General features: G+C 64.4%; 12 protein-coding genes. 11 read left to right on the forward strand and 1 reads right to left on the reverse strand.

Translation table 11 applies throughout. The features are described 5' to 3' along the window. The first annotated feature begins 16 nt into the window (after nucleotides 1-16). The 9 genes from murD to lpxC all read left to right on the forward strand — a co-directional run bounded on the left by murD (nucleotide 17) and on the right by lpxC (nucleotide 11,037). Nucleotides 17-1,534 carry a UDP-N-acetylmuramoyl-L-alanine--D-glutamate ligase gene (murD, locus tag B0O95_RS08985; protein ID WP_104077605.1) on the forward strand — a complete coding sequence of 506 codons (1,518 nt, stop codon included), beginning with the start codon at nucleotides 17-19 and terminating at the stop codon, nucleotides 1,532-1,534. Then, on the forward strand, nucleotides 1,531-2,814 hold the full coding sequence (gene ftsW / locus B0O95_RS08990) for a putative lipid II flippase FtsW (protein ID WP_104077606.1): 1,284 nt from the start codon (nucleotides 1,531-1,533) through the stop codon (nucleotides 2,812-2,814). Before murD ends, ftsW begins: the two co-directional genes overlap by 4 nt. After that, a complete protein-coding gene (gene murG, locus B0O95_RS08995; protein ID WP_104077607.1) occupies nucleotides 2,811-3,938 on the forward strand; it encodes an undecaprenyldiphospho-muramoylpentapeptide beta-N-acetylglucosaminyltransferase in 1,128 nt (375 codons plus the stop codon). The genes ftsW and murG overlap by 4 nt, the downstream gene beginning before the upstream one ends. Then, nucleotides 3,938-5,329: a UDP-N-acetylmuramate--L-alanine ligase gene (murC, locus tag B0O95_RS09000; RefSeq protein ID WP_104077608.1), complete on the forward strand. Its 1,392-nt coding sequence runs from the start codon at nucleotides 3,938-3,940 to the stop codon at nucleotides 5,327-5,329. The genes murG and murC overlap by 1 nt, the downstream gene beginning before the upstream one ends. A 2-nt stretch (nucleotides 5,330-5,331) precedes the next feature. Then, on the forward strand, nucleotides 5,332-6,273 hold the full coding sequence (locus B0O95_RS09005) for a D-alanine--D-alanine ligase (RefSeq protein WP_104077609.1): 942 nt from the start codon (nucleotides 5,332-5,334) through the stop codon (nucleotides 6,271-6,273). A gap of 15 nt (nucleotides 6,274-6,288) precedes the next feature. Then, nucleotides 6,289-7,050, forward strand: coding sequence for a cell division protein FtsQ/DivIB (locus tag B0O95_RS09010; RefSeq protein WP_104077610.1), 762 nt, complete (start codon nucleotides 6,289-6,291; stop codon nucleotides 7,048-7,050). A 36-nt stretch (nucleotides 7,051-7,086) separates the two neighbouring features. Continuing rightward, on the forward strand, nucleotides 7,087-8,319 hold the full coding sequence (gene ftsA / locus B0O95_RS09015) for a cell division protein FtsA (RefSeq protein ID WP_104077611.1): 1,233 nt from the start codon (nucleotides 7,087-7,089) through the stop codon (nucleotides 8,317-8,319). 111 nt (nucleotides 8,320-8,430) lie between these two features. Then, entirely contained in the window at nucleotides 8,431-9,621 is a 1,191-nt protein-coding gene (gene ftsZ, locus B0O95_RS09020) for a cell division protein FtsZ (protein WP_104077612.1), read from the forward strand. Between the two features lie 498 nt (nucleotides 9,622-10,119). Beyond that, nucleotides 10,120-11,037 (forward strand): UDP-3-O-acyl-N-acetylglucosamine deacetylase, encoded by a 918-nt coding sequence (gene lpxC, locus B0O95_RS09025; protein WP_104077704.1) that lies wholly within the window; start codon nucleotides 10,120-10,122, stop codon nucleotides 11,035-11,037. A gap of 7 nt (nucleotides 11,038-11,044) precedes the next feature. Here lpxC and B0O95_RS09030 read toward each other — a convergent pair whose 3' ends face one another. Then, nucleotides 11,045-11,524, reverse strand: a complete 480-nt coding sequence (locus tag B0O95_RS09030) for a DciA family protein (protein WP_104077613.1) — start codon at nucleotides 11,522-11,524, stop codon at nucleotides 11,045-11,047. Nucleotides 11,525-11,809: 285 nt separating this feature from the next. On the opposite strand from B0O95_RS09030, the gene secA reads away from it, so the two are divergent. Both secA and argJ read left to right on the forward strand, forming a co-directional pair. After that, nucleotides 11,810-14,650 (forward strand): preprotein translocase subunit SecA, encoded by a 2,841-nt coding sequence (gene secA, locus B0O95_RS09035; RefSeq protein ID WP_104077614.1) that lies wholly within the window; start codon nucleotides 11,810-11,812, stop codon nucleotides 14,648-14,650. 89 nt (nucleotides 14,651-14,739) lie between these two features. After that, nucleotides 14,740-15,981 (forward strand): bifunctional glutamate N-acetyltransferase/amino-acid acetyltransferase ArgJ, encoded by a 1,242-nt coding sequence (gene argJ, locus B0O95_RS09040; RefSeq protein ID WP_104077615.1) that lies wholly within the window; start codon nucleotides 14,740-14,742, stop codon nucleotides 15,979-15,981. Nucleotides 15,982-15,983: the final 2 nt, after the last annotated feature.

Below are 15,983 nucleotides of genomic sequence, written 5' to 3' on the forward strand. Positions count from 1 at the left end.
CTGAGGAAAAGAAACGATGTTCGGTGAGAAGTTCGGAGAACGGCAACGCCCGACGACGCTCGTGCTGGGGCTCGGCGAATCGGGGCTGGCGATGGCGCGCTGGTGCGCGCGCCACGGTTGCCGCTTGCGCGTGGCCGATACCCGCGCCGCGCCGCCGAACCTGTCGCAATTGGCAGCGCTGGGTATCGACGCCGAATTCGTCAGCGGTGCGTTCAGTCCCACGCTGCTCGATGGCGGTATCGAGTTGGTGGCCATCAGTCCCGGTTTGTCGCCGCTGGGTGCGGAACTGGCTGCGTTGATCGGCGCGGCCCGCGAGCGCGGCATTGACGTGTGGGGGGAACTCGAGTTCTTTGCGCAGGCGTTGCGCGCGCTGGCCAACGACGGCTACCAGCCCAAGGTGCTGGCGATTACCGGCACGAACGGCAAGACGACGACCACGGCGCTAACCGCGCTGCTGTGCGAGCGGGCCGGCAGGAGCGTTGCGGTGGCCGGCAACATCAGTCCGGCCATGCTGGACAAGCTGGCCGAGGCCATCGACGCGGCGAAGCTGCCTGACGTCTGGGTACTGGAGCTGTCCAGCTTCCAACTCGAGACATCGTACACGTTCGAACCTGAGGCGGCGGTTATCCTCAACATCACGCAGGACCATCTAGACTGGCATGGCGGACTGGATGCCTACGCTGCCGCAAAGGGGCGGGTCTTCGGGCTGCGTACGCTGCGTGTATTGAACCGCGACGATGCGCGCGTGATGGCATTCGTGCCGGCCGGCGATGCCATTGCACCGTATTTGACCTTTGGACTTAACGTGCCGCAGAACGATGGCGACTACGGTATCCAACGCGATGGAGGCATCGCGTGGCTCGTCCAGGCATACGAGCGCAACGACGCATCCGAACAACGCGCGACGAATCGCCGTCACAAGCGCGGCGGTTGTGCGCCCGATATCGCGGTCAAGCGGCTCATGCCTGCCGATGCCCTGCGCATTCGCGGCTTGCATAATGCGGCGAATGCGATGGCCGCGCTTGCCTTGGCCCAGTCGATCGGCTTGCCGCTCGCCGCGTTGCTGCACGGCTTGCGCGAGTACCGCGGCGAGCCGCATCGCGTCGAGTGGATTGGATCGATCGACGGAGTCGACTACGTCGATGACAGCAAGGGTACCAACGTCGGCGCCACCGTGGCTGCGCTCGACGGCCTCGCGCAGCGGATCGTATTGATTGCGGGTGGTGACGGCAAGGGCCAGGATTTTGCACCGCTTGCGGCGCCGGTGTCGCGCTGGTGCCGGGCTGTGATGTTGATCGGCCGCGACGCGCCTGCGCTGCGCGCGGCACTGGCTGATACCGGTGTCGAACTGGCCCTGCATCCGAGCCTGCAGGCGGCGACGCGTGCCGCGGCAGCCGTCGCCCAGCCCGGGGATGCGGTGCTGCTGTCTCCCGCGTGCGCGAGCCTGGACATGTTTTCCGGATATGCGCAGCGTGCGCAGATGTTCCGCAGCGAGGTCGAGGACATCGCGGCCGACAAAGGAGGGGTGCTATGAGCCGGGTGCAGCGGATCGCAGCAAGGCTCGCTGGGTGCCGCTACGCAGTGCCCAGCGACGGGGTCGGCGCCGCCAGTGCGGCCAGCCCGGCACGCGGCGTGGGGCTGGCCAGCGCGGTCAGCGGCATCCGCCCGTTGCGCTCGCGCATGCGCGACTATGACCACTCGCTGCTCTGGGCGACGGTCGCGCTGTTGTCGCTCGGACTCGTGATGGTGTATTCGGCATCGATCGCGCTGCCCGACTCGCCCAAGTACTCGGCCTATATGCCATACCATTTTCTCGTGCGGCACGTTGCGTCACTCGTGACCGGCGTGCTCGGCGCGCTGGTGGCGTTTCGCATTCCGGTCAAGACCTGGGACAAGTACGCGCCGCGGCTTTTCCTTGTTGCGTTGCTGTTGCTGGTGGTCGTGCTAATACCTTACCTGGGCAAGGGCGTGAACGGCGCACGCCGGTGGATCCCACTGGGCATCACGAACATCCAGCCGTCGGAAATCATGAAACTGGCGGTGACGATTTACGCGGCCAACTATACGGTCCGCAAACAGGAGTACATGCACCAGTTCGCGAAGGGTTTCCTGCCGATGGCGCTTGCAGTCGGCGTGGTCGGCGCGCTGCTGCTACTGGAGCCGGACATGGGGGCGTTCATGGTGATCGCGGCGATCGCGATGGGCGTGTTGTTCTTGGGCGGCGTAAGCGGGCGGCTGTTCGGCGGCCTGGCGCTGACCGCCATTGGCACGTTTGGCATGCTGGTCTGGGCCTCGCCGTGGCGTCGCGAGCGCATCTTTGCGTACCTGAATCCGTGGGACGACCGCTATGCGCAAGGCAAGGCGTACCAGCTCACCCATTCGCTGATCGCATTCGGACGCGGCGAGTGGTTCGGGGTCGGCCTGGGCGGCAGCGTCGAGAAGCTCAACTATTTGCCTGAAGCGCACACCGACTTCATTCTCGCGGTGATCGGCGAGGAGCTTGGCTTTGTCGGCGTGGTCGTCGTGATCCTGCTGTTTTATTGGATCGTGCGGCGCGCGTTCGAAATCGGCCGCCAGGCGCTCGCATTGGATCGCACGTTCGCCGGATTGGTCGCGAAAGGCATCGGCTTGTGGGTCGGCGCGCAGACGTTCATCAACATGGGGGTGAACCTCGGTCTGTTGCCGACCAAGGGGTTAACGCTGCCGCTAGTCAGCTACGGCGGCTCCGGAATCCTGCTCAACTGCGTGGCGTTGGCGCTGCTGATGCGCGTCGATTACGAGAACCGGGTGCTGATGCGCGGAGGCAAGGTATGAGCGCACGCACGTTGCTCGTGATGGCGGGCGGCACCGGCGGTCATGTGTTTCCCGGACTGGCGGTTGCGCAGCGGATGCAGGCGCAGGGCTGGCGGGTCGTATGGCTTGGCAATCCGAACGCAATGGAAGCGACACTGGTGCCCAAGTACGACATTGCGGTCGAGTTCGTGCGCTTTGGCGGCGTGCGCGGCAAGGGCATTGTCACAAAGCTGTGCTTGCCGCTGAACCTGCTGCGCGCGTGCCTGCAAAGTCGCGCAGTGCTTGGCCGCGTGCGGCCCGACGTCGTGCTCGGTATGGGAGGCTACATCACGTTTCCGGCTGGCGTGATGGCTGTGCTCGCGCGCATTCCACTGGTGCTGCACGAACAAAATTCGATTGCGGGCCTGGCCAACAAACTGTTGGCCAGGCTTGCGCGCCGCGTGCTGGTCGCCTTTCCCGACGCGCTGCCCGGCGCGCAATGGATCGGTAACCCGATCCGCGCGGAACTGGCCGCGGTGGCCCCGCCCCAGGCGCGGTACGCGGCACGCACCGGCCCGTTGCGCGTACTGGTGGTCGGCGGCAGCCTCGGCGCCGCGGCGCTCAACAAAACGGTGCCGTGCGCGTTGGCGTTGCTCGATCCGGCGCGGCGTCCACACGTGGTGCACCAGGCCGGCGCCAAGCATATCGAAGCGTTGCGTGCGCATTACGCGGACGCGGGCCTGACGCAGGGCGACGGCATTGAGCTGGTTCCGTTCATCGACGACATGGCGCGCGCCTATGCCGAGGCCGACCTCGTGATTTGTCGCTCCGGCGCGATGACGGTATCGGAAATCGCCGCTGTGGGCGTGGCGGCGCTGTTCGTGCCGTTCCCGTTCGCCGTCGACGACCATCAGACGAGCAACGCGGCATTTCTCGTCGCGCATCACGCGGCGAGCGTCATGCAACAAAATGAATTGTCCGCAGAGAAACTCGCGGACTGGATCGGCGGTCAGACGCGCGCGTCGCTCGCACGAGTCGCGGCCCGCGCACGCGAACTGGCCAAGCCCGATGCCGCTGAGCGCGTCGCACAGGTGTGCGCGTCGCTCGTCACGCGCGATGTGACAGCCGCATCGCACAATGCGCGGCATGGGGCGCAAGGAAAGTAATGAAACATATCGTCAAGCATATTCACTTTGTCGGGATCGGCGGTGCCGGGATGAGCGGCATCGCCGAAGTTCTCGTCAACCTGGGCTACCAGGTCAGCGGCTCGGATCTGAACCGCTCAGCTGTCACCGACCGGTTGAGCGGGCTCGGCGCTCACGTCAAGTTCGGTCACGACGCACGGCATATTGACGGCGCGGACGCGGTTGTCATCTCCACGGCGGTGCGCACCGACAACCCCGAGGTGCTTGAGGCACGCCGCAGGCATATTCCGATCGTGCCGCGCGCCGTCATGCTCGCGGAGCTGATGCGACTCAAGCAAGGCATCGCGATTGCCGGCACGCATGGCAAGACCACGACGACCAGTCTCGTGGCCAGCGTGCTGGCGGCCGGCGGACTGGATCCGACTTTCGTGATCGGTGGGCGGCTGATCAGCGCGGGCGCGAACGCACGGCTGGGCACGGGCGATTTCATTGTTGCCGAGGCCGACGAGTCGGACGCATCGTTCCTCAACCTGTTTCCGGTGATCGAAGTCATCACGAACATCGATGCCGACCACATGGATACGTATGGTCATGACTTCGCCCGGCTCAAGCAGGCGTTCATCGAATTCACGCATCGGCTGCCGTTCTACGGCATCGCGGTGCTGTGCGTGGACGACCCGAACGTGCGCGAGATTTTGCCGTTCGTGTCCAAGCCGATCATCCGCTATGGGTTCGCGCAGGAAGCGGACGTGCGTGCGACCCAGGTATGCGCCAGGGATGGACGGATGCATTTCACCGTCCATCGCGCCGACGCGGCGCCGTTGGACATCGTGCTGAACCTGCCCGGCACGCACAACGTGCAGAACGCGCTCGCGGCCATCGCGATCGCTACTGAGTTGGAGGTGGCCGATGCCGATATCCAGTCGGCGCTCGCCGAATTCAACGGCGTGGGCCGGCGTTTCCAGCGTTATGGCGAAGTGCCGCTCACGCGCGGCGGCGCGTACTTGCTGATCGACGATTATGGCCACCATCCGGTCGAGATGGCCGCGACGATTGCCGCGGCGCGCGGTGCATTTCCGGACCGGCGGTTGGTCCTCGTGTTCCAGCCACACCGCTACACGCGCACGCGCGATTGTTTCGAGGACCTTGTCAAGGTGCTCTCGACGGTGGACGCGCTGGTGCTGACCGAGGTCTACGCGGCCGGCGAGGCGCCGATCGTGGCCGCGGACGCTCGCGCGCTGGCGCGAGCCATCCGCGTGGCCGGCCGGGTCGAACCGGTGTTTGTCGACACCCTCGACGAGATTCCGGACGCGCTGGCGGCGGTGGTCGCCGACGGCGACGTCGTGATGACGATGGGGGCGGGCTCGATCGGCGGCGTGCCGGCGCGGCTCACGCAGGAGCAAAGGGCGTGATGATGGGAGCGATCGATCCAAAGGCGTTCGGCAAGGTGGCGGTGCTCTATGGCGGCGAGTCGTCTGAGCGCGACGTGTCGCTCGTGTCCGGCCCGCTGGTCTGCCAGGGGCTGCGCGACGCCGGCGTGGACGCGCACTTATTCGATCCGAAGGAGCGGCCCTTGTCGGCGCTCAAGGAAGAAGGGTTCGTGCGCGCGTTCATTGCGTTGCACGGCGGATATGGTGAAAACGGCCAGATCCAAGGCGCACTCGATTTCTACGGGATCCGCTACACTGGCCCGGGCGTGCTCGGCTCGGCGCTGGGCATGGACAAGTTCCGCACGAAATTGATTTGGCAGCAGCTCGGGATCCCGACGCCGCCGTTCGACACGGTACTGCGCGGCGAGGACTACGACACGCGAGCGCAGCAGATTGTCGCGAAACTCGGATTGCCGCTGTTCGTCAAGCCGGCTACCGAAGGGTCGAGCGTCGCGGTGATCAAGGTCAAGGCGGCCGACAACCTGCCGTATGCACTGGCGCAGGCCGCGCAGCATGATCCGGTCGTGCTGGTGGAGAAGAGCATCGACGGTGGGGGGGAATACACCGCATGCATCGCCGGTTCGCTGCAGTTGCCGCTGATTCGGATCGTGCCGGCTGGCGAGTTCTACGATTACCACGCGAAATACGTTGCCGACGATACCCAGTACCTGATTCCGTGCGGATTGAGCGATGCCGACGAGCAGCGGCTGACGGCGCTCGCGCGTCGCGCGTTCGAGGTCCTCGCGTGCGCCGGCTGGGGGCGCGCCGACTTCATGCTCGACAGCGATGGCAACCCGTATTTCCTGGAGGTCAACACCTCGCCTGGCATGACCGATCACTCATTGCCGCCGAAGGCGGCGCGTGCGGTCGGCATCTCGTACAGTGAACTGGTCGTGAACGTGCTTGCGCTCACGCTGAAGGATTGACGCCCGGCTACCGACATGTGGAACAATCCGCGCCAGCTCAACATGATCACCAGCGCGCTGCACGCCGCGCTGCTGGTGATCGTGCTCGCCGGTGCCGGCCTGTGGCTGCTGCAGCGGCCGACCTTCGCGTTGCGCACGCTGCTGATCGACGGCGATATCGAGCACATCAACCGGCCGACGGTGTGCGCGAACGTGCTGGGCAAGCTGCACGGCAATTTCTTCACGGTGGATCTGGACGGCGCGCGTGCCGCGTTCGAGCAGATCCCGTGGGTGCGCCACGCGAGCGTGCGCCGCGTGTGGCCGAATGCGCTGGCGGTCACGCTCGAGGAGTACAAGCCCCTGGGTACGTGGGGCAGCGACCAGTTCGTCAGCGTCGATGGCGAGGTCTTCGCAGCCAACCAGGCCGAGGCCGATGCCGAACTGCCGGTATTCGTCGGCCCAATGGGCTCGGAGCGCGACGTCGTGGCCCGATACCACGATTTCCAAAAATGGTTCGAGCCGCTGGGTGTGAAGCCGGAGGAGGTCACGTTGTCGCCGCGCTACGCCTGGACCGTCAAGCTGACCAATGGCATGCAGGTGGAGCTGGGGCGCGAACGCAACAAGGATATGCTGGCCAGCCGTGCGCGGCGGCTCGTGGTTGCCTGGCCGATGGTCACGCAGCGCTGGGGCAACGACATCGAATATGTGGATTTGCGGTACCCGAACGGGTTCGCGATCCGTGCTGCAGGGATGCGCTTCATTCCCGACGACCCGAAGGCGAAGAAGCTGCGTCCATGACGCAATGAACGGACAACACTCGCAATTGAGCACGCTATGAGCAAAGACTACAAGGACCTGCTGGTTGCCCTCGACATCGGGACGTCGAAGGTGGTGGCCGTTGTCGCCGAGTTAAAGGGCGAGGGCCACTATGAAGTGATTGGGCTCGGGCAAAGCGACTCGAAGGGTCTGAAGAAGGGGGTGGTCGTTAATATCGAGGCGACGGTTCAGTCGATCCAGCGCGCGCTCGAGGAAGCCGAACTGATGGCCGACTGCAAGATTACCAACGTGTTCACCGGCATCGCCGGCAGCCATATCCGTAGCTTCAATTCAAGCGGCATGGTGGCGATCAAGGACAAGGAGGTCACGCAGGCGGACGTCGCGCGTGTGATTGAGACGGCGAAGGCGATCAATATTCCGACCGACCAGCAGGTGCTGCACATCCTGACGCAGGAATTCATCATCGACGGCCAGGAAGATGTGCGCGAGCCGATTGGCATGAGCGGCATCCGGCTGGAGGTGAAGGTGCACATCGTGACGGGCGCCGTGTCGGCCGCACAGAACATTGTCAAATGCGTGCGCCGCTGCGGGCTGGAGGTCAACGATCTGATCCTGCAGCCGCTCGCGTCGAGCCTGGCCGTGCTGACCGAGGACGAGAAGGAGCTCGGTGTTGTACTGGTCGACATCGGCGGCGGGACTACCGACATCGCAATCTTCAGCGAGGGTGCGATCCGCCATACCGCAGTAATCCCGATCGCGGGCGATCAGATCACCAGCGACATCGCGATGGCGCTGCGCACGCCGACGCCGGACGCGGAAGATATCAAGGTAACCTACGGGATCGCCAAGCAGGCGCTGGCCGATCCGGACGAGATGATCGAGGTGCCGGGGCTGGGCGAGCGCGGCCCGCGGGTGCTGTCTCGCCAGGCGCTGGCGGCGGTGATTGAGCCGCGCGTGGAGGAGCTGTTTTCGCTGGTCCAGCAAGTCGTGCGCGAGTCCGGCTACGAGGAGCTGCTTAGCTCCGGCGTGGTGTTGACCGGTGGCGCGGCGATGATGGCCGGCATGGTTGAACTGGGCGAGGACGTCTTCCTCAAACCGGTGCGTATCGGCGTGCCGGAATATGCCGGCGGGCTGGCGGACGTGGTGCGCAACCCGCGCTATTCGACCGCGATGGGGCTGCTGGTGGAGGGGCGTTCGCAGCGCATGCGCGGGCGTAAGGTCGCCACGCAGTCCGGTTCCGCAACGCAGGTGTGGGCCCGGATGAAGGACTGGTTCCTGGGCAATTTTTGAAGTCGTTTCGCAACGCGCTGGCGGCGGCGGCCAGTGCACGGTGACGGAATTGCCCGATTCCGCCACCGCGTAACGCCGAGTGAAGTCGCTTAATACTTGACGGAGGCACTAATGGAATTCGAAATGCTGGAAACCGAAACCAACGGCACGATCATCAAGGTCGTCGGGGTCGGTGGCGCTGGCGGCAATGCCGTCCAGCACATGATCAACCGCGGCGTGCAGGGCGTCGATTTCATCGTGATGAATACCGATGCTCAAGCGCTGAATCGGTCCAAGGCACCGTCCGTGATCCAACTGGGTAAGACCGGTTTGGGTGCCGGGGCGAAACCCGACATGGGGCACGCCGCCGCGGAGGAGGCTCGCGAGCGCATTGCCGATGCGCTGCGCGGTGCGCACATGGTGTTCATCACAGCGGGCATGGGCGGCGGCACCGGTACCGGTGCCGCGCCTGTGGTCGCGCAAATTGCCAAGGAGATGGGCATCCTAACGGTAGGTGTCGTTAGCAAGCCGTTCGAGTTCGAGGGCGGCAAGCGCATGCGGATTGCCGAAGCGGGTTCGCAGGAACTCGAATCGCATGTCGACTCGCTGATCGTCGTGCTTAACGACAAGCTGTTCGACGTGATGGGCGACGACGCTGAGATGGATAAGTGCTTTCAGTGCGCGGACGACGTGTTGCATAACGCGGTGGCCGGCATTGCCGAGATCATCAATGTCGATGGCCTCGTGAACGTGGACTTCGAGGACGTCAAGACCGTGATGGGCGAGCAGGGCAAGGCGATGATGGGCACCGCGACGGTGGCCGGCGTCGACCGCGCGCGGCTGGCGGCCGAACAAGCCGTGGCCAGCCCGCTGCTCGAGGGTGTGGACCTGTCTGGCGCGCGAGGCGTGCTGGTCAACATCACGTCGAGCCGCTCGCTGCGCCTGTCGGAAACCCGCGAGGTGATGAACACGATTAAGAGCTACGCGGCCGACGATGCGACGGTGATTTTCGGCGCGGTGTACGACGACGCGATGGGCGATGCGCTGCGGGTCACCGTGGTGGCGACGGGTCTTGGCCGCGTCACCAAGAAGCAGCAGGCGGCGCCGATGACGCTGCTGCGCACCGGCACGGATAATCATCCGATCGCCGCGCAGCCGGTCAGCTATGCTGCCGCGCCGAGCGCGACCGACTATGGCGCGCTGGATACGCCGGCGGTGTGGCGCAGCTCGCGGGAAACCGCCGCATCGCACGTGCAGGCATTGCAAGAAAAGGGCGTGGACACGTACGACATCCCGGCGTTCCTGCGCAAGCAAGCCGACTGATCAGCGCGCCCGACGCAGGCGTCACAGCGACGCGGACCGCGCTGGCTGGACACGCAAGCTCGGCATCTCGCAAGATGCTCGCCCGCTTGCTGCCCGCTGAAGAAACAGCGGATGCGACGTTGCGCTCCGGTGGCATGATAGACGCCGGTCGCGACCGGCGGCGCTTGGCCAACGAAGAGGTGCAAACGCAGCAGTGATAGCACGCCCCGGGCAGGGCGTGTGGTTCACCGACGGCGCAGATCTGGCGCGATAGCCGCTGCTGTTGCGTGCTGGCAACGCGTGCGCGAGCGTTTTTCGCCCTGCTGTTACACGGCCCGGTGCCTGGGAACCGCCTCCTTCCAGGTATCGGGCCGCTTTGTTATCCATTCAACACGGAAACCGTAACAACGGGAAACAGTTTCATACAGGTTGATAAAAGCGGGAATTTCTCAAGTCGAGTATACTAACGGCTATGGATTTAAGATCTAAGATTAAAATAAACTATTAAGAGTCAAGATGATGTTGAAGCAGCGGACCATCAAATCGATTGTGAAGACGGTTGGCATCGGCCTGCACTCCGGGCGCAAGGTCGAGTTGACGCTGCGTCCGGCTGCTGCCAATACCGGAATCGTGTTCTGTCGCACCGACTTGGCCGTGCCGGTCGACATTCCGGCCAGCGCGATGTCGATTGGCGACACGCGCCTTGCGTCGGTGCTGGAAAAGGACGGCGCGAAGGTATCGACCGTTGAGCACCTGATGTCGGCCTGCGCGGGGCTCGGGATCGATAACCTGTATGTCGACGTGACGGCCGAGGAAATCCCGATCATGGACGGTAGCGCAGCGTCGTTCGTGTTCCTGCTCCAGTCGGCCGGGATCGACGAGCAGGCTGCCGCCAAGCAGTTCATCAAGGTCACGCGGCCGGTCGAGGTGCGTGATGGGGACAAGTTTGCCCGGCTGGAGCCGTACTTCGGTTTCAAGCTAAAGTTCACGATCGACTTCCGCCACCCAGCGGTGGACAAGACCGGCCAGGAACTAGAAGTCGATTTCGCCGACACATCCTATGTGCGCGCGATCGCGCGGGCTCGTACATTCGGCTTCGCACACGAAGTCGAAATGATGCGCGAGTTGGGTCTGGCGCGAGGCGGCAGCATGGACAACGCGATCGTGCTGGACGAATACCGCGTGCTGAACAACGATGGCTTGCGTTATGACGACGAGTTCGTCAAGCATAAGATGCTAGACGCGATCGGCGACCTGTACGTGGTCGGCCACCCGTTGCTGGCATCGTACACCGCGTACAAGTCCGGTCACGGCTTGAACAATGCGCTACTGCGCGAATTGCTCGCCCACGAGGACGCGTACGAGGTCGTCACGTTTGCCGACCAGAAAGCGGCGCCGCGCGGCTTTGCCTACGATCCGCAGGCGGTGTACGCGTGAAGTCTCGCTAGGCGCGGCGGCGGCCCGTATGCCGCTGCGCCATGCGGGCGACGGCTTGCTGCAGCGGCGAAGGCTCCAATGCGTCGGCCAATTCGCGAAGACAATCGGCGCCGGCTGCTGAAACCCGGGCTTGCTTGATCTGTGCAGCAGCGGCCGGCGCCTGCGGGCGCACGCGGATCTTGATTGCCCGCAGTGCGAAACCGCGCTGCTGTAGTTCAGCCAGCACGGTGGGCTCCAGATGACGCAACCGGGCGGCCAACGCATTGTGGGCTGCAAAAAGGGTCAGTGCCTGATCCTTAATCGGACCGGCGTGCACATGACTGGCCAGATAACCGGGCAGCACGGCTTGCAGCGCCGCTTCCAGCGCCGCTACCTGTCGTACGCCGGCTTGCAGCGCGGCCAACTCGGCGCTAGACGACATCAACTCGGTGAGCGGCCGGGGCGTGAACGGCTTGCGCGGCAACGGGTAGGGCGAATAGCGGTTCATGGCATTCGTGCAGAGGACTTGCGGCTCGCGGCCGGCCGTCGGGGGATCGACGTATTACACCATTGTAGCCGCTGGTGGCCGGCTTCGACGATATCGCGCCGCTGGCTGGCCGCACGGGTTGACAACCGCGCGCGAGCGCGCGTTGAGGCAGGCAGTACACAGTCGGCATGATAAAATCGCGCCTTTGAATCCAACTGGACACAGCCGTCGAACCGCCGTTCGCCAACGGGTCGTGCGAGAGTCGCGCCGATCTGGCGTCGCGTGTCGACTCGAGATCCCGATCCGATGACCACCGGTTTTCTGCAAAAGATTTTTGGCAGTCGCAACCAGCGGCTGATCAAACAGTATCAAAAGACTGTCGCGACGATCAATGCGCTGGAGGCGCAGATCGAAAAGCTGACGGACGAGCAATTGCGCGCGAAAACCGACGAATTCAGGCAGCGCGTGGCGGCCGGGGAGTCGCTCGACAGGCTGCTGCCGGAGGCATTCGCGGTGTGTCGGGAGGCGAGCCGCCGCGTGCTGAAGATGCGGCACTTCGACGTACAGCTGATCGGTGGCATGGCGCTGCACTACGGCAAGATTGCCGAAATGCGCACCGGCGAGGGTAAGACGCTGGTGGCTACGCTGGCGGCGTACCTGAACGCGCTGTCGGGGCGCGGCGTGCATGTGGTGACGGTCAACGACTATCTCGCGCAGCGCGATGCGGAATGGATGGGCCGGCTCTACAATTTCCTCGGCCTGTCCGTCGGCATTAACCTGTCGCAGATGGAGCACAGCCAGAAGCAGCAAGCTTACGCGTCGGACATCACGTATGGTACGAACAACGAATTCGGCTTTGACTACCTGCGCGACAACATGGTCTACGAGACCGATGCGCGCGTGCAGCGCGGGCTGAATTTCGCGATCGTCGATGAGGTTGACTCGATTCTGATCGACGAGGCACGCACGCCGCTGATTATCTCGGGGCAGGCCGAGGACCACACCGAGTTGTATGTGCGGATGAATGCGTTGCCGCCGTTGCTGGAGCGCCAAATTGGCGAGGAAAAGGCCGATGGTAGCGGCGTCGAGAAGCCGGGCGATTACACGCTGGACGAGAAGGCGCGCTCGGTATTCCTGACTGAATCGGGTCACGAGAAGGCCGAGCGGCTGCTAGCCGAATGGGGCCTCATCGGCGAGGGCGAGAGTCTCTATGCACCGCAGAACATCACGCTGATGCATCACGTGTATGCGGCGCTGCGCGCGCATACACTGTTCTTCCGCGATCAGCACTATGTCGTGCAGAACGGCGAGGTGATCATCGTCGATGAGTTCACCGGACGCCTGATGCCGGGTCGGCGCTGGTCAGACGGCCTGCACCAGGCTGTCGAGGCGAAGGAGCATGTGAAGATCCAGGCGGAGAACCAGACGCTGGCGTCGATCACGTTCCAGAATTACTTCCGGATGTACGCCAAGCTAGCCGGCATGACCGGCACGGCGGACACCGAGGCGTACGAGTTCAACGAGATCTATGGACTCGAGACCGTCGTGGTCCCGACCAACCGGCCGTCCAGGCGCACGGATCGTCAGGACCAGATCTACAAGACCGCGAAGGAGCGCTATGACGCGGTGATCCGCGATATCCGCGACTGTTACGAGCGCGCACAGCCGGTGCTGGTCGGTACCACGTCGATCGAGAATTCCGAGCTGCTGTCGCATTTGCTCAAGCAGGCCGGGCTGCCGCATGAGGTACTCAACGCGAAGCAGCACGCGCGGGAGGCGGCGATTGTCGCCGAGGCCGGCCGTCCGAAGCGCATCACGATCGCGACCAACATGGCGGGCCGCGGCACCGACATCGTGCTCGGCGGCAACCCGGACAAGCAGGCGTCGCTGATCGAAGTCGATGCGTCGATCAGCGACGACGAGAAGCGACGTCGGATCCAGCAGATCCACGACGAATGGCAAACGCTGCATGAGCAGGTCAAGGCGGCCGGTGGACTGCACATCATCGGCACCGAGCGGCACGAGTCCCGCCGGATCGACAACCAGTTGCGCGGGCGGGCGGGCCGCCAGGGCGATCCCGGTTCATCGCGCTTCTACCTGTCGCTCGAGGACCCATTGCTGCGCATCTTCGCCGGCGACCGCGTGCGCGCGATCATGGACCGGCTGAAGATGCCGGAAGGCGAGGCGATCGAGGCCGGCATCGTGACGCGCTCGATCGAATCGGCGCAACGCAAGGTCGAGGCCCGTAACTTCGATATCCGCAAGCAATTGCTCGAGTATGACGACGTCGCCAATGACCAGCGCAAGGTGATCTACCAGCAGCGCAACGAGTTGTTGGAGGCGCAGGATATCCACGAGACGATCGGCGCGATGCGGCATGGCGTGCTCACTGAGGTGGTGCGCACCTATGTGCCGGCCGGCAGCATCGAGGAGCAGTGGGATGTGCCGGCGCTCGAGGAAGCGTTGCGCAACGAGTGGCAGCTTGATCTCGCGTTGCAAGAGATGGTGAACGAGGCGGACACGATCGAAGCCGACGAGGTGCTCGACGCGGTGATCGCGGCGGGTGACGAAGCGTACGAGGCCAAAGTCGCGCAGGTCGGCCGCGACGCGTTCAGCGGCTTCGAGCGCTCGGCGATGCTGCAGACGCTGGACTCGCGTTGGCGCGAGCACCTGGCCGCGCTCGAGCATTTGCGCCAGGGCATTCACCTGCGCGGCTATGCGCAGAAAAATCCAAAGCAGGAATACAAGCGCGAGGCATTCGAGCTGTTTGCCGCGATGCTGGACGCGGTCAAGCACGAGGTCACGCGCATTGTGATGAACGTGCAGATCCAGACACCGGAGCAACTCGAGGCGGCGGCCGAGCAATACGAAGAGCAGGCGGGCTATTTGGCGAACGTTGAGTTTCGACACGCCGACTTTGCACAGGCCGCCGATGGCGGTGTCGAGGGCGCGTTTGCCGATGCGCCGTCGCGCGTGTCGCCGGCGGCGCTCGCAACCCATGCGACCTCCGAACTGTCACCGGACTTCACCGCCGGCCAGTCGTCGGTGGCCGTGCGCGACAACCTGTACCCGAAGGTCGGCCGCAACGATCCGTGCCCGTGCGGCAGCGGCAAGAAGTACAAGCAGTGCCACGGTCGGCTCGCGTGATGTGCTCCGCCGGCGGGGTGGCCCCGTTCCTGTCCGATGCCGCCCGCCGCGCCCGCGGGCGGCTTTTTCTCTGACCAGCGCTTGCAATCATGGCCGTCAATTTCCCCTCGATCGATCCCGCTTCGCTTCATCCCGTGCCCGGCGTCACGCTCGGCTGGGCCGAAGCCAATCTGCGCAAACCGAATCGCAAGGATGTACTGGTGATCGCCGTCGATGACGGCGCAACGGTGTCCGGCGTGTTTACCATGAACCGCTTTTGCGCCGCGCCGGTCACCGTGTGTCGTGAACATCTCGCGTTGGCGCGTGACGGCGCCGCGCCGATTCGGGCGCTGCTCGTCAATACCGGCAATGCGAACGCCGGGACCGGCGAGTTGGGTTTGGCGCATGCCCGTGACAGTTGTGCGGAATTGGCGCGGCTGCTGCGCATCGACGCGCAGCAGGTGCTGCCGTTCTCCACCGGTGTGATCCTTGAGCCGCTACCGATTGAGCGGCTCAAGGCGGGATTGCCGCAAGCCGTTGCGCAACTCGCGCCGGCGCACTGGTACGAAGCCGCGCAGGCGATCATGACGACCGATACGCTGCCCAAGGCCGCCTCGCGGCAGCTCGACATCGACGGCCATACGGTCACGCTGACCGGGATCAGCAAGGGCGCCGGGATGATTAAGCCGAACATGGCCACGATGCTAGGGTTCGTGGCGACCGACGCGGCGATCACCCAGCCCGTGTTGGACGCACTGGTCAAGGACGTGGCTGACCAATCGTTCAACTGCATCACCGTGGATGGCGATACGTCGACGAATGACTCGTTCATTGTCGTGGCGTCCGCCCGCTCGACGCTGCCGACGATCACGTCCACGCAAAGTGCCGCATACCGCGCGTTGCGCGACGCGTTGATGCAGCTCGCGCAGACCCTTGCGCAGTTGATTGTGCGCGACGGCGAAGGGGCGACGAAATTCATGACGGTGCGCGTTGAGGCGGGCCGCAGTGTCGACGAGTGCAGGCAGGTGGCCTATGCGATCGGCCACTCGCCGCTGGTCAAGACTGCTTTCTATGCATCCGACCCAAACCTGGGCCGGATCCTGGCGGCGATCGGCTACGCTGGCATTGCTGACCTGGATGTGAACCGGATCGAGCTGTACTTGGACGACGTGCTGGTGGCCAAGGCTGGCGGCCGCCATCCCGACTATCGCGAGGAGGATGGCCAGCGCGTGATGAAGCAAAGCGAAATCACGATTCGCGTGTGTTTGGCGCGCGGCGATGCCCAGGCGACCCTCTGGACCTGCGACCTGTCGCACGACTACGTGTCCATCAACGCCGATTACCGCTCCTGACC

Source organism: Mycetohabitans endofungorum, assembly GCF_002927045.1.
Lineage (GTDB): Bacteria > Pseudomonadota > Gammaproteobacteria > Burkholderiales > Burkholderiaceae > Mycetohabitans > Mycetohabitans endofungorum.

What these genes read in the sequence shown, in the direction of transcription:
- ftsA (WP_104077611.1), top strand. Translation starts at nt 7,087, where the DNA reads ATGAGCAAAGACTACAAGGACCTGCTGGTTGCCCTCGACATCGGGACG.
- B0O95_RS09030 (WP_104077613.1), bottom strand. Translation starts at nt 11,524, where the DNA reads ATGAACCGCTATTCGCCCTACCCGTTGCCGCGCAAGCCGTTCACGCCC.
- ftsZ (WP_104077612.1), top strand. Translation starts at nt 8,431, where the DNA reads ATGGAATTCGAAATGCTGGAAACCGAAACCAACGGCACGATCATCAAG.
- B0O95_RS09005 (WP_104077609.1), top strand. Translation starts at nt 5,332, where the DNA reads ATGGGAGCGATCGATCCAAAGGCGTTCGGCAAGGTGGCGGTGCTCTAT.
- argJ (WP_104077615.1), top strand. Translation starts at nt 14,740, where the DNA reads ATGGCCGTCAATTTCCCCTCGATCGATCCCGCTTCGCTTCATCCCGTG.
- secA (WP_104077614.1), top strand. Translation starts at nt 11,810, where the DNA reads ATGACCACCGGTTTTCTGCAAAAGATTTTTGGCAGTCGCAACCAGCGG.
- murG (WP_104077607.1), top strand. Translation starts at nt 2,811, where the DNA reads ATGAGCGCACGCACGTTGCTCGTGATGGCGGGCGGCACCGGCGGTCAT.
- lpxC (WP_104077704.1), top strand. Translation starts at nt 10,120, where the DNA reads ATGTTGAAGCAGCGGACCATCAAATCGATTGTGAAGACGGTTGGCATC.
- B0O95_RS09010 (WP_104077610.1), top strand. Translation starts at nt 6,289, where the DNA reads ATGTGGAACAATCCGCGCCAGCTCAACATGATCACCAGCGCGCTGCAC.
- murD (WP_104077605.1), top strand. Translation starts at nt 17, where the DNA reads ATGTTCGGTGAGAAGTTCGGAGAACGGCAACGCCCGACGACGCTCGTG.
- murC (WP_104077608.1), top strand. Translation starts at nt 3,938, where the DNA reads ATGAAACATATCGTCAAGCATATTCACTTTGTCGGGATCGGCGGTGCC.
- ftsW (WP_104077606.1), top strand. Translation starts at nt 1,531, where the DNA reads ATGAGCCGGGTGCAGCGGATCGCAGCAAGGCTCGCTGGGTGCCGCTAC.